Source organism: Pseudonocardia sp. ICBG1142, from assembly GCF_020496255.1.
Lineage (GTDB): Bacteria > Actinomycetota > Actinomycetes > Mycobacteriales > Pseudonocardiaceae > Pseudonocardia.
This window is the reverse complement of record NZ_JAHLJC010000031.1, coordinates 994,040-1,013,393: the sequence shown is the minus strand read 5'-3', so window position 1 is coordinate 1,013,393 and position 19,354 is coordinate 994,040. Positions and strand designations below refer to the sequence as shown.

Annotated in this window: 22 protein-coding genes; 8 read left to right on the top strand and 14 right to left on the bottom strand. The window is 74.6% G+C overall.

The annotated features are described in order from the left end of the window. Positions 1 to 25 precede the first annotated feature (25 nt). Genes KPL59_RS28955 through KPL59_RS28940 form a run of 4 tightly spaced genes read right to left on the bottom strand, consistent with a single transcriptional unit; the run spans position 26 to position 5,485 of the window. Positions 26 to 853, bottom strand: coding sequence for an SWIM zinc finger family protein (locus tag KPL59_RS28955; protein WP_226362654.1), 828 nt, complete (start codon positions 851 to 853; stop codon positions 26 to 28). Then, positions 846 to 3,929: a DEAD/DEAH box helicase gene (locus KPL59_RS28950; protein ID WP_226362653.1), complete on the bottom strand. Its 3,084-nt coding sequence runs from the start codon at positions 3,927 to 3,929 to the stop codon at positions 846 to 848. Before KPL59_RS28950 ends, KPL59_RS28955 begins: the two co-directional genes overlap by 8 nt. Positions 3,930 to 3,938: 9 nt before the next feature. Then, positions 3,939 to 4,559: an alpha/beta hydrolase gene (locus KPL59_RS28945; RefSeq protein ID WP_226362652.1), complete on the bottom strand. Its 621-nt coding sequence runs from the start codon at positions 4,557 to 4,559 to the stop codon at positions 3,939 to 3,941. Beyond that, on the bottom strand, positions 4,559 to 5,485 hold the full coding sequence (locus tag KPL59_RS28940) for a VOC family protein (RefSeq protein ID WP_226362651.1): 927 nt from the start codon (positions 5,483 to 5,485) through the stop codon (positions 4,559 to 4,561). The genes KPL59_RS28945 and KPL59_RS28940 overlap by 1 nt, the downstream gene beginning before the upstream one ends. 173 nt (positions 5,486 to 5,658) lie before the next feature. On the opposite strand from KPL59_RS28940, the gene KPL59_RS28935 reads away from it, so the two are divergent. Beyond that, positions 5,659 to 6,474, top strand: a complete 816-nt coding sequence (locus KPL59_RS28935; protein ID WP_226353247.1) for a helix-turn-helix domain-containing protein — start codon at positions 5,659 to 5,661, stop codon at positions 6,472 to 6,474. Here KPL59_RS28935 and KPL59_RS28930 read toward each other — a convergent pair. The 3 genes from KPL59_RS28930 to KPL59_RS28920 all read right to left on the bottom strand — a co-directional run bounded on the left by KPL59_RS28930 (position 6,438) and on the right by KPL59_RS28920 (position 8,317). After that, positions 6,438 to 6,923, bottom strand: a complete 486-nt coding sequence (locus tag KPL59_RS28930) for an SRPBCC family protein (protein ID WP_226362650.1) — start codon at positions 6,921 to 6,923, stop codon at positions 6,438 to 6,440. The genes KPL59_RS28935 and KPL59_RS28930 overlap by 37 nt on opposite strands. Further along, entirely contained in the window at positions 6,920 to 7,264 is a 345-nt protein-coding gene (locus KPL59_RS28925; RefSeq protein ID WP_075306748.1) for a helix-turn-helix transcriptional regulator, read from the bottom strand. Before KPL59_RS28925 ends, KPL59_RS28930 begins: the two co-directional genes overlap by 4 nt. Positions 7,265 to 7,330: 66 nt before the next feature. Beyond that, positions 7,331 to 8,317 (bottom strand): pirin family protein, encoded by a 987-nt coding sequence (locus KPL59_RS28920; RefSeq protein ID WP_226362649.1) that lies wholly within the window; start codon positions 8,315 to 8,317, stop codon positions 7,331 to 7,333. Positions 8,318 to 8,398: 81 nt separating this feature from the next. Here KPL59_RS28920 and KPL59_RS28915 point away from each other — a divergent pair, with 81 nt between their 5' ends. Beyond that, on the top strand, positions 8,399 to 9,283 hold the full coding sequence (locus tag KPL59_RS28915) for an SMP-30/gluconolactonase/LRE family protein (RefSeq protein ID WP_226362648.1): 885 nt from the start codon (positions 8,399 to 8,401) through the stop codon (positions 9,281 to 9,283). Positions 9,284 to 9,288: 5 nt separating this feature from the next. Next, complete coding sequence (locus KPL59_RS28910; RefSeq protein ID WP_020624668.1) at positions 9,289 to 9,723, top strand: TIGR03668 family PPOX class F420-dependent oxidoreductase; 435 nt, start codon at positions 9,289 to 9,291, stop codon at positions 9,721 to 9,723. A 94-nt stretch (positions 9,724 to 9,817) separates the two neighbouring features. Here KPL59_RS28910 and KPL59_RS28905 read toward each other — a convergent pair whose 3' ends face one another. After that, positions 9,818 to 10,582 (bottom strand): alpha/beta fold hydrolase, encoded by a 765-nt coding sequence (locus KPL59_RS28905; protein ID WP_226362647.1) that lies wholly within the window; start codon positions 10,580 to 10,582, stop codon positions 9,818 to 9,820. Between the two features lie 202 nt (positions 10,583 to 10,784). Between KPL59_RS28905 and KPL59_RS28900 the strand changes: the two genes are divergently transcribed. Genes KPL59_RS28900 through KPL59_RS28890 form a run of 3 tightly spaced genes read left to right on the top strand, consistent with a single transcriptional unit; the run spans position 10,785 to position 13,881 of the window. After that, positions 10,785 to 11,741, top strand: coding sequence for a glycine betaine ABC transporter substrate-binding protein (locus KPL59_RS28900; protein WP_226362646.1), 957 nt, complete (start codon positions 10,785 to 10,787; stop codon positions 11,739 to 11,741). After that, positions 11,738 to 12,946 carry a glycine betaine/L-proline ABC transporter ATP-binding protein gene (locus tag KPL59_RS28895; protein ID WP_226353253.1) on the top strand — a complete coding sequence of 403 codons (1,209 nt, stop codon included), beginning with the start codon at positions 11,738 to 11,740 and terminating at the stop codon, positions 12,944 to 12,946. The genes KPL59_RS28900 and KPL59_RS28895 overlap by 4 nt, the downstream gene beginning before the upstream one ends. Then, on the top strand, positions 12,946 to 13,881 hold the full coding sequence (locus KPL59_RS28890; RefSeq protein WP_075306742.1) for a proline/glycine betaine ABC transporter permease: 936 nt from the start codon (positions 12,946 to 12,948) through the stop codon (positions 13,879 to 13,881). Before KPL59_RS28895 ends, KPL59_RS28890 begins: the two co-directional genes overlap by 1 nt. 98 nt (positions 13,882 to 13,979) lie before the next feature. Here the strand turns inward: KPL59_RS28890 and KPL59_RS28885 are convergent, their stop codons facing one another. Beyond that, positions 13,980 to 14,585 carry a TetR/AcrR family transcriptional regulator gene (locus KPL59_RS28885; RefSeq protein WP_226353254.1) on the bottom strand — a complete coding sequence of 202 codons (606 nt, stop codon included), beginning with the start codon at positions 14,583 to 14,585 and terminating at the stop codon, positions 13,980 to 13,982. A 192-nt stretch (positions 14,586 to 14,777) separates the two neighbouring features. On the opposite strand from KPL59_RS28885, the gene KPL59_RS28880 reads away from it, so the two are divergent. Continuing rightward, entirely contained in the window at positions 14,778 to 15,857 is a 1,080-nt protein-coding gene (locus KPL59_RS28880; RefSeq protein WP_226362645.1) for a serine hydrolase domain-containing protein, read from the top strand. A gap of 1 nt (position 15,858) precedes the next feature. Here KPL59_RS28880 and KPL59_RS28875 read toward each other — a convergent pair whose 3' ends face one another. The 4 genes from KPL59_RS28875 to KPL59_RS28860 are packed head-to-tail and all read right to left on the bottom strand — an operon-like array spanning position 15,859 to position 18,117. Next, the gene (locus tag KPL59_RS28875) at positions 15,859 to 16,245 is read right to left on the bottom strand and encodes an MmcQ/YjbR family DNA-binding protein (protein WP_226353256.1); all 387 of its coding nucleotides are present in this window, start codon (positions 16,243 to 16,245) and stop codon (positions 15,859 to 15,861) included. Then, on the bottom strand, positions 16,242 to 16,634 hold the full coding sequence (locus tag KPL59_RS28870; protein ID WP_226353257.1) for a glyoxalase/bleomycin resistance/extradiol dioxygenase family protein: 393 nt from the start codon (positions 16,632 to 16,634) through the stop codon (positions 16,242 to 16,244). Before KPL59_RS28870 ends, KPL59_RS28875 begins: the two co-directional genes overlap by 4 nt. Beyond that, entirely contained in the window at positions 16,631 to 17,461 is an 831-nt protein-coding gene (locus tag KPL59_RS37210) for an AraC family transcriptional regulator (RefSeq protein ID WP_226353258.1), read from the bottom strand. The genes KPL59_RS28870 and KPL59_RS37210 overlap by 4 nt, the downstream gene beginning before the upstream one ends. A 59-nt stretch (positions 17,462 to 17,520) precedes the next feature. Continuing rightward, positions 17,521 to 18,117, bottom strand: coding sequence for a LysE/ArgO family amino acid transporter (locus tag KPL59_RS28860; protein WP_060712024.1), 597 nt, complete (start codon positions 18,115 to 18,117; stop codon positions 17,521 to 17,523). Positions 18,118 to 18,192: 75 nt separating this feature from the next. Here KPL59_RS28860 and KPL59_RS28855 point away from each other — a divergent pair, with 75 nt between their 5' ends. Then, the gene (locus KPL59_RS28855) at positions 18,193 to 19,086 is read left to right on the top strand and encodes a LysR family transcriptional regulator ArgP (protein WP_075306736.1); all 894 of its coding nucleotides are present in this window, start codon (positions 18,193 to 18,195) and stop codon (positions 19,084 to 19,086) included. A gap of 55 nt (positions 19,087 to 19,141) precedes the next feature. Here KPL59_RS28855 and KPL59_RS28850 read toward each other — a convergent pair whose 3' ends face one another. After that, positions 19,142 to 19,354, bottom strand: a complete 213-nt coding sequence (locus tag KPL59_RS28850) for a hypothetical protein (RefSeq protein ID WP_020626576.1) — start codon at positions 19,352 to 19,354, stop codon at positions 19,142 to 19,144.

The window sequence follows — 19,354 nt, the reverse complement described above, 5'->3', positions numbered from 1 at the left end:
CGAACAGCTGCTCCCACCCGGTTCCTCACGCGTCCGGGTGGGCCAGCGCCTCGTACACCGGCCGCAACGCGTCGGTCAGCCGCCCGCCGCCGGCCCGCAGCGGCGGCTCGGGAACCTGGTCCAGCACCGCGCCCGGCCCGGTGTCCGGCGGACGCGGGGGAGCGGACCCGGCCGCTCCCTCCCAGAAGCGGTCCAGTAGGTCCGCCAGCGGCACCGGCCCGGCCGGTGCGGCCGGGCCGTCGGTGCGGTCGCGTTCGGCCCGCAACCGCTCCAGCAGTGCGTCTCGGTCTCGTCCGCGCAGCGTGAGCAGGGTGAACGGGTCGGTGTCGCAGCGCTCGGCCAGCACGTAGAACACCGCGGCCAGGTGCTTGCACGGCACCGTGTGGTCCGGGCACGAGCAGTCCTGCGAGAGGTCGGCGCCCTCGGCCGGGAACAGCGACAGCCCCAGGCCGTCGAGCAGCTCCTCGATCTCCGGGGGCACGGTCCCCGCCAGCAGGGCCGCGGTGTACCAGGCGTCGGCGGCCAGGGCCTCCTCCACGCGCCGCCACTCGGTCTTGTCCCAGACCCGCAGTCCGATCCGGACCCGGTAGGGCTGCGGCCGGGTGCCCTGGACGAGCGCGACCACCGCGCCCGCGTCGACGTCGAGCGACACGATCTGCCCCGACCGGGCGTAGCTGCGGCCACGCGAGAGCCGCCCACCGACGCCGAGCCGCTCCAGCACGGCCAGGAACCGCCCCGACCACCAGGTCCGGGCGACCGCGCCCCTCGTCGCGTGGATCCGGATCCCGCCCTCGACGCGGCGCGGTGGCCCACCGGTGAAGTCTTCCTGCGCCCAGAACGGCCGGTCACTCATCGTCGTCCCCGGTGTCCTCGTCCGGATCGGCCACCGCGTCGGAGCCGAGCGCGAACACCTCGCGCAGCTCGGCGGTCGACAGCGACGTCAGCCAGTCCTCCCCGCCGGTCACCACCATGTCCGACAGCGACCGCTTCGACGTGACCAGCTCCTCGATCCGCTCCTCGACCGTGCCCGGGCACACGAACCGGCGCACCTGCACCGCGCGCCGCTGCCCGATCCGGAACGCCCGGTCGGTGGCCTGGTCCTCGACCGCCGGGTTCCACCACCGGTCCAGGTGGATCACGTGGTTCGCCGCGGTGAGCGTGAGCCCGGTGCCGCCCGCGCGCAGCGACAGCAGGAACAGCTGCGGCCCCTCCCCGGACTGGAACCGGGCGACCATCTCGTCGCGCCGCTTCTTCGGGATGCCGCCGTGCAGGTAGAGCACCTCGGTGTCGAACCGCGCCGACAGGTGCGGGCGCAGCATGGCGGCGAACTCGGTGTACTGGGTGAACAGCAGCGCCCGGTCCCCGGCGGCGAGCACCGGCTCCAGGATCTCCTCCAGCCGGGCGACCTTGCCCGAGCGGTGCCGCCCGCCGGCCCGGTGGATCGGGGACCCGTCGTGCAGCAGCTGGGCGGGGTGGTTGCAGACCTGTTTGAGCTTGGTCATCGCGGCCAGCACGTTGCCGCGGCGCTCGATGCCGTCGCTGTCCTCGATCTTCTCCATCATGTCGTCGACGACGGTCCGGTACAGCGACGCCTGCTCCCGGGTGAGCCGGTGGTCGGCCACGATCTCGATCTTCTCCGGCAGGTCGTCGATCACCGTGGGATCGGTCTTGACCCGCCGGAGCAGGTAGGGCCGGGTGATCCGGCGCAGCGTGCGGGCCGTTCCCGCGTCGCGGTGACGCTCGATCGGCACCGCGAACCGCTGCCGGAACACCTCCGGGACCCCGAGCACCCCCGGGTTGAGGAAGTCCATCACCGACCACAGCTCGGCCAACCGGTTCTCCATCGGGGTGCCGGTCAGCGCGACCCGGTGGCCCGCGTCGAACGAGCGCATCGTGCGCGACGCCGCCGCGTGCGCGTTCTTGATCATCTGGGCCTCGTCGAGGACGAGCCGGTGGAACCGCCACGCCCGCAGGTCCTCCGCGTCCCGGGTCGCGGTCGCGTAGGTGGTGACGACGAGGTCCACCGCGCCGAGCCGGGCGTGCAGCGCGTCGCCGCGCGGACGGGCGGCACCGTGGTGGGCGTGCACCCGCAGGCCGGGGGCGAACGTCGCGGCCTCCCGCTGCCAGGTGCCGACCATCGACATCGGGCACACGATCAGGGTCGGGGCACCGGTCGGCCCACCGGCGCGGTCGTGGGCCTCCAGGGCCAGCAGCTGCACGGTCTTGCCCAGCCCCATGTCGTCGGCCAGGCAGGCCCCCAGCCCCAGCGACGACAGGAACGCCAGCCACGCCACCCCGCGCTCCTGGTAGGGGCGCAGCGTCGCGGTGAACCCCGGCGGGGACGGCACCGGCGTCAGCGCCCGGTCGGCGGTGCCCTCCAGCAGCGCCCCGAGGTGCCCGCGGGCGGACACGTCGGTCACCGGCAGCGGGGCGTCCGCGTCGCCACGGGCCGCGGCCAGCACCTCCCCGACGGTGGGCGGCCGGTCCCGGTGGCGACGCAGGAAGTCCAGCCCCTGCGCCAGCGCCTCGGCGTCGACGGCGACCCAGCGCCCGCGCAGGCGGACCAGCGGTGCCTTCGCCGCCACCAGCGCGGCGATCTCGGACTCGCCCAGCTCCTCGTCGCCGACGGCGAGCGACCACCGGAACTCCGCCAGCTCGTCGCGCCCCAGCCCGCCGCGGGTGATCACCCCCGGGGCGGGGGCCGACGACGCCGAGAGCCGCAGCCCCAGGGGCCGGCGCCCGTCCCAGCCGCGCGGCAGCGCCACCCCGAACCCGGCCGCCAGCAGCGCCGGCGCGTCCCGGGTGAGGAACCGGTGCGCGCCGGCGACGTCGAGCGGGAGGCCGGTCGGCCGGGCCCGGCGCAGCGCGGGCACCAGCCCGGGCAGCACCTGGGCGGCCCGCCCCAGCTCGGCCAGCAGCACGTCCTGCGCGCCGGCGACCAGGGCGTCGGCCTCGCCGGCCCACACCCCGGCCGCGTCGAACACCAGGCTCGGGTCCTCGGTGGAGCGCAGCGCGAAGTGCAGCTCCCACCGGGTGCCGTCACCGGTCTGGTCGTCGAGGTCCGGGCCGGGGTCCGCCGGGTCGTGCAGCGTGGACACCTCGGCGAGCCGGAACAGGGCGGTGGCGGCGCCGGGCTGCTCGCGACCGACGTCCTCCCACACCGACAGCGCCTCGCGCAGCGCCTGCAGCCCGGCCCCGGTCGCGGGCAGGTCGGCCGACGGCCCGGTCAGCGCGTGCAGCAACGCCGCCGGGGCGTCCGCGCGGGCGGGCAGCGGGAGCGGCATCGCGGCGCTGCGCCCCAGCCGCTCGCGCACCGCGGCGTCGGTGAACCGGGCCAGCGCGGCGTCGACCAGGGCGTCCGGGTCCTGCCCGGCGACATCGCCCGGGCGCCGCTGCTCGGCCCGCGCGACCGGCGGCAGCCGCCGCACCAGGTCCGCGCGGGCCACCGCGTCGAGACCCTGGACGACCGGGCGCCAGCGTGCCGCGGGCCGCCCGGACTCGGTCAGCAGCACCGGCAGCACCCGGCCGCGCGCCGCGAGCTCCTCGGCGAGCCGGGCGAGGTCGGCGAGATGGGCGAACCCGGCGCCGTAGCGGACCTCGTCGGAGGGGTCGGTCAGCTCGGAGGGGTCGACGACCACCGCCGGCACCGTCCACGGCGCCAGCGTCGGCGTGGCCCGGCTCCGGGTACGTGGCCGGGAGCGGACCAACCCGGGGGAGTCCTGCGGGCCCGACGGCTGCGAGGGCAGCAGCACCGTCACCGACGCCGGCTTGCCCGGATGGATCGCGGCCAGCTCGTCCGACGGCACCGCGAACGGGTGCGGCCGCGCCGTGCGCAGCGACCGCCGGTCGGTGCGCGGGGTGCGCTCGCCGTCCTCCGCCCACAGCAGGACGCCGCGGGCGGGGGAGTGCAGGGCGTGGACGACGAACACACCCCCACGCTAGAGGCGACCCCCGACAGCGACCGCGTGCAGGAGTCCCGCTGCGGCCGCGCACGCCTCGTCGGTGATCACGTGCTCGTCGCCGTCGTCGATCCGCAGGTCCACCCGCGCACCTCCGGCGACCAGCAGCGACGCCGTCTCCTCCACGCGGTGCGCTGGTACCCACGGGTCGCGCGAGATCGACCGCAGCACCGCGGGCGTCGGGGCCAGCGAGCCGCCGGGCGGCGCCGGGACCGGGTCCGGCCCGACGAAGCCGCCGGTGAACAGCACCAGCCCGGCGCACGGGCGCGGGTCGCGCACCAGCAGGTGGTGCGCGGCCAGGCAGGCGCCCTGGGAGAACCCCCACAGCACGACCCGGTCCCGGCCGACACCGTCGTCCGCCAGCCGGGCCAGCCGGTCGTCGACGACGTCGAGCGCGCGCAGCAGGGCGTCCCGGTTCTCGTCGAACGGCTCCAGGAACGGCTTCGGGTACCAGCTGCCGCCCGGTGCCGCCGGCGCGACGAACCGGGCGGGCACGTCCCCGAACCGGGCCGCGGTGGCCCGCATGTCGTCGGGGTCGCGGCCCCGCCCGTGCAGGGCGAGCACGACCAGCGGCGCGTCCGGGTCCCCCCAGGTGGTCATCAGCCCTCGATCGGTTCCAGCTTGGCGAAGATCTCCTCGCGCCGGTCCTCGAACTGCTCGGGCAGCTGGAACCGGGTGCCGAGCTCGTGGGGCGACTCGTCGCAGGTCCAGCCGCCCTCCTCGTGGGTGACGGCCAGCTCGAACAGCGCCCCGCTCGGCGTGCGGACGTAGACGCTCTTGAAGTACTTGCGGTCCTTGAGCTCGGAGATGTCGGTGTAGCCGGCGCCCTCGATGTCGAACTTCACCGCGTCCTGGTTCGCCAGGTCGGACACGTTCCAGGCGAAGTGGTGGTAGGTGCCCGCGCCGTAGCGCCAGGTGCCCTGGTCGTCGCGGCGGTTGACGGTGATCTCCAGGTGGTTGCCGACCTTCGCGTCGCCGATCCGCAGCCCGACCACGTCGCCGTCCTCGGCAGGGGCGCCCTGGGCGAAGAACGAGGTGTCGGCGAACTCGACCATCCGGTCCGGGGTGGTCATGTGCACCCCGACACCGTGGATGCCGTGGATCGCGTGCTCGGCCGAGACCCCGTTGCCCTCGTAGCCGCGGCGCGGGTCGGCGGCGTTCGCGACGAACTGGTACTCGATGCCCGACGGGTGGGCGAACGCGAGCCGCCGCTGGTCGAACCGCTCGACGTCGGCGACCTCGATGTCGTGGGAGCGCAGCCGCTGCGCCCAGAAGTCCAGTGAGCCCTCCGGCACCGACAGCAGCACCTCGCGGGCCTGGTTGGTGCCGCGGGTGCCGAACTGGCCGGCCTGCGCCCACGGGAACGTGGTGACGACGCTGGACGGGTCGCCGTCGGCGTTGGAGTAGTAGAGGTGGTAGATCGGCAGCGAGCCGTCGAACAGCACGGTGCGCTTGATGAAGCGCATGCCGAGGATCTTCGTGTGGAAGTCGACGTCCTCCTGGGCGCCGGCGACGGACAGGGTCACATGGTGCGAGCCTTCGACATGAGCCACGTTCGGAGACGTTAGGAACGCCGCGGCCGCGGCACATCGCCGACGGGCGCAGACCGCTGTCGTCGGAGTGCACGCCCGCCGCGGCCCGCAGGCGGCTGCTGCGTGACTAGGCTGGGGGCGGCCACCAGCACGACCAGGAGCCGCCGATGACGACCGTCGCCGACCGTCCCACCCACTCCGGCCCAGCTCCCGGCCCGGACGGCGTCGAGTTCGCCACCGTCACCGGCGACCTGCCCGCCCCCGGCGACGACCGTCTCGTCCTGGTCGTGGCACTCGCGGGCAGCGCCCTGCTCGGCGACGGCGAGCCGCTGGTCCCCGGGCGGTGGGCGCTGCTGGACCCGGCCCGTCCGGGCACGCCCACCGCGGACGGGGCGTTCCGCGCGCTGTGCGTGCGGTTCCCCCGCGACCGCGTCGAGCCCCGCGGTGAGCCGCTCCCCGGGGTGGCGGGCACGGCGTTCGAGGCGGGTCCCGGCCTGGCCGGCTACGTGTGCGACACCCTGTGCCACCTCGACGCGCACCGGCTCGCCATGGGTCCGCACGCCGCCGTCGCGGTGCGGCACGCGGTGGACCTGGTCGGGGTGCTGCTGCGCAGCGTGGCTGGGGTCGAACCCGCCCCGCACTGCGACCTGCTGGACCGGATCAAGGCCCACGTCGAGGCGAACCTCGGCGACCCGGACCTCGCCCCCGCCGGGATCGCCGCCGCGCACTTCGTCTCGGCCCGCCACCTGCACAACCTGTTCGCCGGGACCGGGACGAGCGCCGCGGCCTGGATCCGCGCGCGGCGGGTCGAGATGTGCCGGCGCGACCTGGCCGACCCCGCGCTGGCCGACGTGCCCGCCGCGGCGATCGGGTCGCGGTGGGGGTTCCGCGGGCCGTCGCACTTCGGGCAGGTGTTCAAGCGCGCGACCGGGCTGACCCCGGCGGCCTACCGCGAGGCCAGCAGCTCGTCGAGTCGCTCGTAGCCCTCGTTCACCCCGACCTCCATGCCCGAGGCCAGCATCGCGTCCCGGGCCGCCCAGGAGTCGTACAGCGACTCCGCGACCAGCCGGGTCCGGTCACCGGGCAGCGGGGTCAGCGTCATCGTCTCCAGGCAGACGCTGTCGCCGAAGCCCTCGAAGGTGAAGGTCTGCACGATCCGCTCCGGGGCCCGGACCTCGTGGAACGAGCCGAAGAAGCGGTACTCCCCGTCGTCGTCGGCGTGGGTGTAGCGGTAGCCGCCGCCGGTCACCGCGTCCCAGCGGTCCACGGTCATCCGCAGCCTGCGCGGGCCGAGCCAGCGTCTCACCTCGTCCACCTCGACGTGGGCGCGGAAGACCCGCTCGGGCGGTGCGTCGAACTCCCGGGTGACGCGGATGGCGGGCAGGTCCTCGACGGTGTCGATGGCGGTGCCGCGGGTGCCGGTGGTGCTCATGCCGTCTCCTCGTGCTCGGTGGGCGCGGTCTCCTCGGCGAGCAGGGCGTCGAGGCGCGCGTAGCGCTCCTCCACCTGCCGCCGGTACCGCTCGATCCAGGCCGTCATCAGGTCGAAGACCTCCGCCTCCAGGTGCACCGGACGGCGCTGGGCCTGCCGGCTGCGCCGGACCAGACCGGCGTCCTCCAGTACCCGGATGTGCTTGGAGACGGCCTGCACGGAGACGTCGTAGGGCTCGGCCAGCTCGTTCACGGTCGCGTCGGCCGTCGCCAGCCGGGCCACCATGTCGCGCCGGATCGGGTCCGCCAGTGCGGCGAAGACCCGGTTCAGCCGGTCCTCCACGTCTCCTCCTCGTTCAACCTCGCGGTTGAACAGACCGTAGCGCGGGGAGGGCTCGTATTCAACCCATCAGTTGAACGAGCCGGGGAGCGACCCGTGCGGCACGTAGTCCGACGGCACCACGCCGAGGCGGCCGCGCTGGTAGTCCTCGAACGCCTGCTGGACCTCCTCGCGGGTGTTCATCACGAACGGCCCTGCCCAGGCGACGGGCTCACGGATCGGCTGCCCGCCCAGCACCACGACGTCCAGCGACGGGTGGCGGGCCTCCTGCGCGGTGTTGCCCTCGACGGTGATCAGGTCCCCGGGCCCGAAGACCGCGAGCTGACCGGTCCGGACCGGGCGCCGGTCGGCACCGACCGTGCCCGCCCCGGACAGCACGTAGACCAGCGCGTTGTACGGCCGCGGCCAGGGCAGCCGCAGCTGCGCGCCGGGGGAGAGGGTGGCGTGCACCATCGCCATCGGGGTGTGCGTCGAGCCGGGCCCGGACACGCCGGCGACGTCACCGGCGATCACCCGCAGCAGTGCGCCGCCGTCGGGCGTGGCGACCAGCGCGGACTCGCCGCCGCGCAGGTCCTGGTACTTCGGCGGCAGCCACTTGTCCGCGCGCGGCAGGCTCACCCACAGCTGCAGACCGTGGAACAGGCCGCCGCTGCGCACCAGCGACTCCGGGGGGCGCTCGATGTGCAGCAGGCCCGATCCCGCGGTCATCCACTGGGTGTCGCCGTCGGTGATCGTCCCGCCGCCGCCGTGGCTGTCACCGTGCTCGAAGGTCCCGTCGATGATGTAGGTGACGGTCTCGAACCCGCGGTGCGGGTGCCAGGAGGTGCCCTTCGGCTCGCCCGGTGCGTACTCGACCTCGCCCATCTGGTCCATGTACAGGAACGGGTCGAGGTCGCGCAGGTCCACCCCCTGGAAGGCGCGGCGGACCGGGAAACCCTCGCCCTCGTAGCCGCGCGGGGCGGTGGTGACGCTGCGGACACCCCGGTCCAGGTCGGTCGGGCCCGGAACGGGCACGCGGGGCAGGGCGCTGACGTCGGCGACGGAGACGGCGGGCATCGGGACCTCCACGGTCGGTGGTTGTTGCACGGTCAACGACTGCGCTGGCGTCCCGATTCCCGGCAGGCCAGACTGATCACCATGGCGGAGCTGTCGACGGTGCTGTCGGACATGTCCTTCCTCGAGGGCCCACGCTGGCACGACGGGAGGATCTGGCTCAGCGACTTCTACACCTACCGGGTGCTCTCGGCCCGCGCCGACGGGTCGGACCTGCGCACCGAGGCCGAGGTGCCGCAGCAGCCGTCGGGGCTGGGCTGGCTGCCCGACGGACGGCTGCTCGTGGTGTCCATGCGCGACCGGCGGATCCTGCGCCGCGAGTCCGACGGCACCCTGGTCACCCACGCCGACCTGTCCGGCCACACCGAGCACCTGCTCAATGACATGGTCGTCGACGGCGGCGGCGGGCTCTGGGTGGGAACCTTCGGCTTCGACCTGATGAACGGTGCCCCGCGCGCCGCGGCCCCGCTGCTGCGCGTGGCGCCCGACGGCACCGTGTCGGTCGCGAGCGAGCCGTTGCACTTCGCGAACGGGCCCGCACTGACCGGCGGGGACCTCGTCGTCGCCGAGACCTTCGGCAACCGGCTGTCCGCCTTCGCGATCGGCGACGACGGCACGCTCGGCCCGCGCCGGGACTGGGCCCTGTTCGGTCCGCCGTCGGCCGCCGACGACCCGTCCGACGCCATCGCCGAGCTGACCGTCGCCCCGGACGGGATCTCCGTCCCCGACGCCGAGGGTGCGATCTGGGTCGCCGACGCCATCGGCAACCGCGCGATCCGGGTCCGGCCCGGCGGTCTCGTCGACGGCGAGGTGTCCACCGGGCAGGTCGGCACGTACGCCTGCGCCCTCGGCGGCGACGACGGCCGCACCCTGTTCCTCTGCACGGCCCCCGGGTTCGCCGAGCACGAGCGCCGCGACACCCGCCTGGCGCAGCTGCTCGCCGTGCGCGTGGCCGTCCCCGCGGCCTGACCGCTGTGCCCTCCCTCGACGAGACCGCCGCCCGCGCGCTGCTGACCGGCGCGCGGGTGGCGCGGCTCGCGACGATCCGCGCGACCGACGGCACCCCGCGCCTGGTGCCGATCACCTTCGCCCTGGTCGACGGGCTGGTGGTGTCCGCCGTCGACGACGTCAAGCCCAAACGGCACCGCAGGCTCGCGCGGCTGCGCGACATCGAGGCCGACCCGCGGGTGGCGCTGCTGGCCGACCACTACGACGACGACTGGACCCGGCTGTGGTGGGTCCGCCTCGACGCCACCGCCGCGATCCACGACGACGGCGACCTGCACTCCCGAGCCGTCGCGGCACTGGCCGACCGGTACGCCCCCTACGCCGCCCGTCCCCCCGAGGGCCCGGTCGTCGCCCTGACCCCGACCCGCTGGACCGCCTGGACCGCCACCCCGCCCCCGTGATCACGCGTCCGCGCGCGGAACCGGCCCCCGCGCGCGTCGCGTCGCGCGCGCACCGCGAATCCGCGCGCGGACGCGGGAGCGCGGGGGAACGGGGTCAGGGCAGGGGGTGGAGGAACCTGGTGATCGCGGCGGTGGTCTCGTCGGGGAGTTCCAGGTGGGGTGCGTGCCCGCAGGGCAGCTCGGTCACCGTGACCGGCCCGGACGCCCGTTCCTCCACCGCGCGCACGTGCACGATGCTGCCGTAGGGGTCGTCGTCGCCCTGCAGACCCAGCACCGGCGCGGTGATCCCGGCCAGCGCGTCGCGGACGTCCCAGGAGGTGAACTCCTCGGCCAGCCACATGTCGTTCCACCCGTGGAGCGTGGTGTCCGGGTCGTCGTGGTGGCGGGCCATCCGGGTGCGAAGGTCACCCTCGGTGAACGCGGTGCGGGCCGCCCGGATCGCGGTGAGGGCGAACGGCTCGGTCAGAACGTGCGGGGCGAGCACGACCACCCCGCTCACCGGCATCGCCGCGGCCGCGAGCAGCGCGATCGTGCCGCCGTCGGAGTGCCCGACCAGGATCGGACGCTCCAGGCCGAGGGCCGCGCACAGGGTCGGGACGGTCGTCGTCGCCTCGGTCGCCATGAACGTCGTGGTCCGCGGGGTGCGCGGCCGGTCGGAGCGGCCGTGCCCGAGCCGGGAGTACGCGACGGCCCGGCGCCCGGACTCCGCCGCGATCCGCTCGGGGAAGCCCCGCCAGAGCCCGACCGAGCCGAGTCCCTCGTGCAGGAACAGCAGGGGCGCGCGGCCGTCGCCCGGATCGCCGGTGTCGGAGTACTCGTGGCGCAGACCGTCCAGCTCAAGCAGCGACGTCGCAGACACGTCACGATCGTAGTGCCCGCTGTTGCGCCGTCCGGAAGGGTCGTGAAGGGTCGTTCGCGTGATTCCCGACCTCCGGCTGACGTCGCGGCTGCACGTCGACCTGTGCCGGATGTGGTCGTCCGCCTGTCGTTGACCCCCGCCCGCGTGTCCTGGAGCCGATCGGGACGCGGAGAGTCGACGATCCCCGAGAGGACGTGCCCCCGTGGCCGATCCGCCCGTTCCCGTACCCCGGACCAGGACGGTCCGCCTGGTCACCGCGCTGCTCGCGGTGCTGGTGGCCGCATCCGGCTGTGCGTCCGCCGGGGCCGACGGTCCGACCGTCCGGCTCGCCCAGTTCCCGTGGAGCGCGGCGAAGCTGACGAACGCCATCCTCGGTGAGGTCGTCGCGACCCACCCGGAGCTCGGCGTCGGCCGGCTCAAGACCATCCAGGTCGGACCCGCGACGGCGTGGGCAGGCGCCCAGCGCGGCGACGTCGACGCCCTGCCCGAGGTCGCGATGCCCAACCAGTCCGAGCTGGCCGCGAAGGCGAAGGACCGGATCGAGCTGGTGCACCCGACCTACTCCGGCGCCGAGCAGGGCTGGTACGTCCCGAGCTACGCGGTCGCGCCGGGCCAGCCGCTGGCCGGGCTGACCAGCGTGACCCAGCTGAACGACTACGCCGACGCCCTGGGCAACCGGCTCGTCGACTCCGACCCCAGCTTCCTCACCACCGAGTACAACGCCAAGCGGCTCGCCGGGTACAAGCTGAACCTGGAGCAGGTCACTTCCAGCGAGGCCGCGCAGATCGCCGAGCTGCGCCGCGCCTACGAGCGCCGCCAGCCGATCCTGGTCTACCTGTACCGGCCGCACTACATCTTCGAGGAGCTCGCGCTGACCAAGCTGACGGAGCCGACCCCGGCGCGCGAGGACTGCTACACCACCGGCGACGGTGCCTGCGCCATGCCGGCGTACTCGGCCTGGACCGCGGCGAGCCCGGACCTGGCGCGCACCAGCCCCGGGTTCGCGTCGATGCTGCGCCGGTTCGAGCTGCCGCTGGCCGATGTCGAGCAGATGCTCCAGCGGGTCGACGTGGACAACGAGGACGTGGAGGCGGTGGCGCGGGACTACGTGGCCGCGCACCCGGACCGCGTCCGCCAGTGGGTGGGAGCGGGAGCATGATCGAGGTACGGAACCTGACCAAGGTCTTCGGCGAGGGCCGCGCCGCCGACGAGGCCGTCCGGCTGGCCGGCGAGGGTATCGGCCGGTCGGAGATCCAGCGCCGCACCGGCGCGACGCTCGCCGTGCACGACGTGTCCTTCGACATCGCCGACGGCGAGCTGTTCGTGATCATGGGCTTGTCCGGGTCGGGCAAGTCGACCCTGGTCCGGCTGCTGAACCGGCTCATCGAGCCGACCTCGGGCAGCATCACCGTCGACGGCCGCGACCTCGGCTCCCTCGGCGCCGCCGACCTGCGGACCCTGCGCAACGAGCGGATCGCGATGGTGTTCCAGCACTTCGCGCTGCTGCCGCACCGCACCGTCGCGCAGAACGCCGAGTACGGGCTGCAGATCCGCGGCGTCGACGCCCGCACCCGTCGTGAGAAGGCGGAGTGGGCGCTGGAGCAGGTCGGCCTCGGCGACCGCGCCGACGCGCTGCCGGGTCAGCTCTCGGGCGGCATGCAGCAACGCGTCGGGCTGGCCCGGGCCCTGGCCAGCGACACCGAGGTGCTCCTGATGGACGAGCCCTACTCCGCGCTGGACCCGCTGATCCGGCGCGACATGCAGCAGCTGCTCGTCCGCCTGCAGCGGGACCTCAAGAAGACGATCGTGTTCATCACCCACGACCTCAACGAGGCCATGCTGCTGGGCGACCGCATCCTGCTGCTCAAGGACGGCCGGCTGGTCCAGGTCGGCACCGGGCCGCAGATCCTGGAGTCCCCGGCCGACGACTACGTCGCCGACTTCGTCTCCGACGTCGACCGCAGCCGCGTCCTCACCGCCGCCGACGTGATCCGGGCTGCCCGCATCACCGTCACCCTCGACGAGCGGCCGGCGGACGTGCTGGTCCGGCTCGGCAAGGCCGAGGCGACCGGCGCCTACGTCGTCGACGACGACCAGCGCATCCTCGGCGTCGTCCGCGACGACTGGCTCGGCCACGCCGCGGGCCGGAACGCCACCGGCATCGACCGGTCCGCGCTGGTCGAGGAGTACCGCACCACCGAACCGGACCGGCCACTCATCGACCTGCTGCACCAGGTCGGGCGCAACCCGGTCCCGCTCGCGGTGGTCGACGACGGCCGGCTCACCGGCGTGGTCCCGCGGGGTGCCGTGCTCGCCGCCCTGTCGACCCATGACGAGGCCACCGCCGACGGGAGGAACGCCTGATGCCCAGGTTCGAGTTCGGGAGCTACGTCGAGGCCTTCATCCTCTGGCTGCTGCAGAACGCCGGGGTCGTGCTCGACGCCATCGGGGTCGTGATCACCGCGGTCGTCGAGGCCGTGACCGCGGTGTTCACCACCCCGGCGTGGTGGGTCTGGCTGGTGCTGCTGGTCGCGCTCGCGCTGCTCGTGCGCGGGGTCGGGTTCGCCGTGTTCACCCTGCTCGGCTTCCTCCTCGTGTCCTCGTTCGACCTGTGGACCGAGACGATGGAGACCTTCGGTCTGGTGCTCGTCGCGGCGCTGATCGCGGTGGTCATCGGGGTGCCGCTGGGGATCTGGGCCGCGCGCAGCCGCGCGGCGAGCCGGACCCTGCGACCGGTGCTCGACCTGGCGCAGACGGTCCCGGCGTTCGTCTACCTGATCCCCGTGGTGCTGCTGTTCGGCATCGGCGTGGTCCCGGGCGTCATCGCGACGATCGTGTTCTCGATCGCGCCGGCGGTACGGCTCACCGAGCTGGGCATCCGGGGCGTCGACGGCGAGGTCGTCGAGGCGGCGCACGCCTTCGGGGCCCACCCCCGCCAGATCCTGCGCGAGGTGCAGCTGCCGATGGCGCTGCCGTCGATCATGGCCGGCGTCAACCAGGTGATCATGCTGGCGTTGTCGATGGTGGTCGTCGCGGGCCTCGCCGGAGCCGACGGGCTGGGCACGACGGTGGTCAGCGCGGTCACCCAGCTCGACATCGCGACCGGCGTCGAGGGTGGGCTCGCCGTCGTCATCGTGGCGATCTTCCTCGACCGGTTCACCTCGGCGCTGGCCGAGCGGCCGGAGGGCAGCCTGCTGGCCAAGCTGCGTGCCCGGCGCCCGCAGAAGGCGGTCGACCCGGCCGGGCTGCGCAACCCGTCGAACCTCGCCGGTCTGGCGGGGAACAACGCGACCGTGTGACGCGGCGGGCGGCGTCCGCCCGCCCCGCATGATCACCGGTGGTGGAGCGGACCGTCCGTGCCGTCCGTGACGCGGACGCCACGCTCCACGACCGGTGATCACGACCCGTCCACGCCGCCGAGGGGACGGGCGGGCAGTCCGCGGACCAGCACGTCGAGGACGACCGGGAAGTCCGGCACCCCGGCCCCGGGATGCTGCGCGTTCTCCACCGCGGCCAGCCACCCGACCGTGCAGGTCACGAAGATCTGCCAGCTCTGCACCGCGAGGTCCTCGGCGACGCCGTCGCGCACGAACGCCGCGACCGCGGTGTCCCGGAGCCGCTCGACCGAGGGCGTGTGGTGGCGGTGCGGCCGGGACAGGTGCGTGGCGTAGCCCGGTAGCGCCAGGAACTCCGCGTGCATGGCGGTGCCGAGCCGCTCCAGCTGGTCCGCGGCCGTCGGGGCCGGTCCGCGGGGGTCGTCGTCGAGCCTGCCGAGGACCCGGTCGACCACGGTGGCGCTGACCAGGTCGACGAGCTCGTCGCGGTTGCGCACCCAGCGGTAGAGCGCGCCGTGGCTCACCTGCAGCCGGGCGGCGAGCTCGCGCACCGTCAGGGTGTCGAGGTTCGCGGTGGACGCGACGGCCTCGACGATCGCGTCGCGGCTGAGCCGCGGCGGCCGGCCCGGCCGGCGTCCGGGACCGCCCGCGTCCGGGGTCGGTGTCATGGGCCGGACTGTAGGCGAGGCGCCCGTCACGGCCCGACGGCCGCCCGCCTAGGTTAGTATCCAATGGTCACTTACCGAAGGAGAGGGAGGACCAGGCGATGCGGACACTCGAGAGGCCCACGGTGCAGGGCACGGTCGCCAACGGTTTCGAACCCGTGAGGGACGCGTTCGCCGCGCTGCTCGCGGCCGAGGGTGCCCCCCCTCGACGTCCAGGTCTCGGCCCGGCACCGGGGCCGGCCGGTGGTGGACCTGTGGGCCGGTCCGGAGACCGGCCCCGACTCCCTCCTGGGCATCTACTCGGCGACCAAGGGCGTGACCCATCTCCTCGTCGCGCTGCTGGTCCAGGAGGGGGTCCTGGACCTGGACGAGCGGGTCGCCCACTACTGGCCGGAGTTCGCCACCGGCGGGAAGCAGGACCTGCTGCTGCGCGAGTTGCTCGCCCACCAGGCGGGTCTGGTCGGAACGCCCGAGGGCTTCTCCGTCGACGAGCTCTCCGACGACCGGCTGGTGGCCCGGCGGCTCGGGGCGCAGCGCCCGTTCTGGCGTCCCGGCACCTCGTCGGGCTACCACGCCCTGGTCGAGTCGGCCCTCACCGGCGAGGTGGTCCGCCGGGCCACCTCGTCGGACGTGGGTGTGCTCGTCCGGGAGCTGCTGACCGGGCCGCTGGGCCTGGACCTGCACCTCGGGCTGCCCGCGGAGGCCGAGCGCCGGTTCCTCGCCCCGCAGCCCATGATCGCCACACCCGAGCGCCTGCGGGAGCTCGCCGCGGGCGCGGGCGCAGCGGACGGTCTGCCCGGGATCGCGTTCAACCGGCAGCACCCCGAGGGCTGCGAGGTCTGGGAGCTGCCGGCCCACCCGGTGGTCCGCTCCCGGGGACCCGCCTCGCTCGGTGGGATCGGAACCGCGCACGCCCTCGCGGCGCTCTACGCGGCCGCGACCGGCCCGATCGACGGCCGCCCCGCGCTGCTCCGCCCGGACACGCTCGCGGCGTTCGCCCAGATCCAGACCGCCGGCTTCGACCTGGTCCTGCGGCAGCACAAGGCGTGGGCGGTCGGGTTCCACGCCTCCTCGGAGGTCTACCCGATGCTGGCTGCCGGGTCGTTCGGCCACAGCGGGGCCGGCGGTCAGCAGGCGCTCGCCGACCCGCGCAACGAGCTGTCCTACGCCGTCCTGCGCCGCCGCTTCCTCGTCCCGAGCCAGGCCGACGCCGACCACGCCCGGCTGCTCACGGCGCTGCTCCGGTCGGTCCGGGAGTCGGGCGCCGCGGCCTGAGTCAGCGGTCGAGCCGGGCGGCCAGCCGGGCCGGGGCGACGCAACGCCACGCGTCGGTCACGATCTCGGTGATCTCGTCCCGGTCGGCGGCGTCGGGTCCGGTGCCGTCCAGCACCACCCCGAGCCAGCCGCGGTGGCCGACGTAGGCGGGCCGGAAGAACCGGACCGGGTCCTCGGCGACCAGCTCGGACTGGACGCCCGGGGGAGCGGCGCACCAGAACGCCCGGTGCGGGTGGCCGTGGTGGTGGTCGGCGTAGGACACGAACATCCTCCGCACGAACCACGACGGCGACCCGTGGCTGAGCTTCTCGGTCACCTCGGGCAGCGACAGGCAGATCTCCCGCAGCCACGGCAGCGGGTCGGCGGGGTCCGGGTGGCGTGCGGTCACGGGCGCCCCGGGGACGGCCGGTAGGTCCCCACGCTCCAGGTGGTGCCCTCCGGATCGGTGACGGCGCACTCGCGTGAACCGTAGTCCTGGTCGGTCGGGGCCATGGCGATCTGCGCCCCGGCGGCGACCGCACGGGCGTGCACCGCGTCCGGGTCGTCGCACGTCAGGTAGATCACGGCCGGGCCGGTGTCGAAGCGGTCGCCGCCGGGCCGGCGCGGTCCGATCAGGACGAGGCCGGTGTCGTCGCCGTCGTCCCAGGCGAGCTCGGCGTGGGCGACGGTGCCGTCCTCACCGGTGTGGACGGCGGCCTCCCGGAAGCCGAGCGCGGTGGTGAGGAACGCGATCGCGGCGCGTGGGTCGTCGTAGCGGAGGGTGGGGTGGATGCTCATGACGCCCGATCCTGGTCGGGGCCGGGCAGGAGGTCTTGAACGGATGCGAACACCTCGGCCCGGAACGCGGCGGGTGACAGCCCGGCCAGCGCGCGGAACTCGCGCGTGAGATGGGCCTGGTCGGCGTAGCCGCATGTGGCGGCGATCGCGGCGAGCGGGTCGCTGCCACGCCCGACCAGGCCCGCGGCCCGGCCGAAGCGCAGGACACGGCGCGCGGTGCCCGGGGTCAGACCGACCTGGTCGCGGAAGCGGGACTGCAGGTGCCGTGTGCTCCACCCGGTCCCCGCGGCCAGCTCCCTGACGCCGACCCGGCCGTCGGTGGCGAGGAGCCGGTCCCACGCCCAGCACACCTCCGGTGCGACGACGCGTGCGCGCGGGTCGAGCAGCCGCTCCGCCAGCAGTGCGTTGACCAGTGCGAACCGTCGGGCCCAGGTCGGTTCGGCGGCGAGGCGTGCGGGCAGCGCGGCCAGCGTGGGGTCGTGCAGCTCGTCCAGGCGCGGGACCGCGCCGCCGGGCAGCGCACGCCCGCCGAGCACGGTGAACGCCGCCGCCGGGGTGAGGTCGACCTGCACCCCGGCCTGTGGGCCGGTGAACTCGGTCAGCACCCAGGTGTCGCTCGGCGCGCCGACGAACGCGTCCGCCGTCGCGGTGCCGAGCGCGGGGCCGGACAGGGTCAGCGGATGGAGCCCCAGGATCAGCGCGACCCCGCCGGCCGCGGGCTGACGACGCCGCCGCGGCGCGTCGGCGTGCTCGCGGTAACCGAGCAGGCGCAGCACCCGACCGCGCAGCGCGACGGGCGGCTGCACCGACACGTACTCGGCGGACACGGGTCACGTTCTACTCCGGATCGGCCGGGTCGCGCACCGCCGGGACGGTCCGGTGGGACTCAGGAGACGGCGAGGCCGGCGGCGAGCCCGAGCATCACCGCCGCGACGACACCGTCGAGCACCCGCCACGCGGTCGGCCGCGCGAACAGCCCGGCGAGCCGCGCCGCGCCGAAGCCCAGCCCGGAGAACCAGGTCAGGCTGGCCACGACCACCCCGGCGCCGAACGCCCACCGGCCGTCGTCGCCGTGGGCGGCGGCCAGCGACCCGAGGACGAGCAGGTCCAGCATCATGTGCGGGTTGAGGAAGGTCAGCGCCGCCGCGCTCCCCAGGACGGGTACGAGCGGCCGGGCCGAGCCGTGCGCGTCGGCGTCGAGCGAGCCGGGACGGACGGCGCGCCGCAGCGCCACCAGCCCGTAGCCGGTCAGCCAGACGACGCCGCCCCACCGCACCACCTCGACCAGGCCCGGTACGCGGTCGACGACCAGCCCGACACCCGCGACCGCCGCGGTCACCAGCACCAGGTCGGCCAGCACGCAGAACAGCACCACCGCCGGGACGTGCTCGCGGCGCAGCCCCTGCCGCAGCACGAACGCGTTCTGTGCCCCGATCGCCGCGATCAGCGACAGTCCCGTCCCGAATCCCGCCAGCACACTCACGTCGTCGACGCTAGGCCGACCGCGTCAGGAGGACGTCGAGAACTGAAAGAACTTCATGAAGTGTAGCTTTGCTTCATGTACGACCGGGATCAGCTGGCCACCCTGAGCGCCGTTGTCGAGGAGGGCGGTTTCGACGCCGCCGCCGCGCGGCTGTCGATCACGCCGTCCGCGGTGTCCCAGCGGATCAAGGCCCTGGAACGGCAGGCGCGCCGGATCCTGGTGCGCCGCACGCGTCCGTGCGTCGCGACCGAGGAGGGGGCCGCGCTGCTGCGGCTGGCGCGCCAGATCGCGGTGCTCGAGGGGGAGGTCGAGGCCGGCTTCGGTAGTGCCGACACCGCGGGCACGCACCTGCCGATCGCGGTGAACGCGGACTCGGTGACCCACTGGTTCCTGTCCGCGGTGGTGCCCCTGGCCGCCCGGCACGGGGTCCGGCTGGACCTGCACGTCGACGACGAGCAGTACACCGCGGCGCTGCTCCGCGAGGGTTCGGTGGTCGGGGCGGTCACGACGTCGTCGGCGCCGGTGCAGGGCTGCGCGGTCCGGCCGCTGGGCGCGACCCGTTACCGGCCCGTCGCGGCCCGGCCGGTGTACGACCGGTGGTTCGCCGGGCGGGACCCGGCCGAGGCGTTCCCGCTCGCGCCGCGGGTCGACTTCGGGTCGAAGGACGTGTTGCAGACCCGGTTCGTCCGCGGGCTCACCCACCGGCCGTGCACCGGTCCGGCCCACCGGGTGCCCGCCGCCGACGGCTACCACGAGGCGATCCGTGCCGGTCTGGGCTGGGGGATGTTCACCGACGGCCCGGCGCGGGAGGCTGCGGCCGCCGGGCGGCTCGTGCTGCTCGACGCCGATCGCCACCTCGACGTCCCGCTCTACTGGCAGCACTGGAAGCTCAGCACCACCGTGCTCGACGCGCTCACCGAGTCGGTGTGTGCGGCGGCGGCCACGATCCTGGTGCCGCCGTCCCGCTGACCGGGGAGGTCTCGGATCACACCGACCGGTCGCGGATCCCCAGACCCGGCAGGTCTCAGATCCCGGAGCGCCAGGGGCGTCCGAGCCGGATGTCGCAGGTGATGACCCCGCGGTCGACGCCGGTGAGGTCCGCGATCAGGTCGCGGACCGCGTCCTCGGCCGCCCGGGGGTCGTCGACGGTGGTCGACGCCTCGATGCCCGGCACGTAGAGGGTGAGCCTGCGGTCCGCCCGCCAGGCCACCACCTCGAAGTGATGGTCACCGGTCAC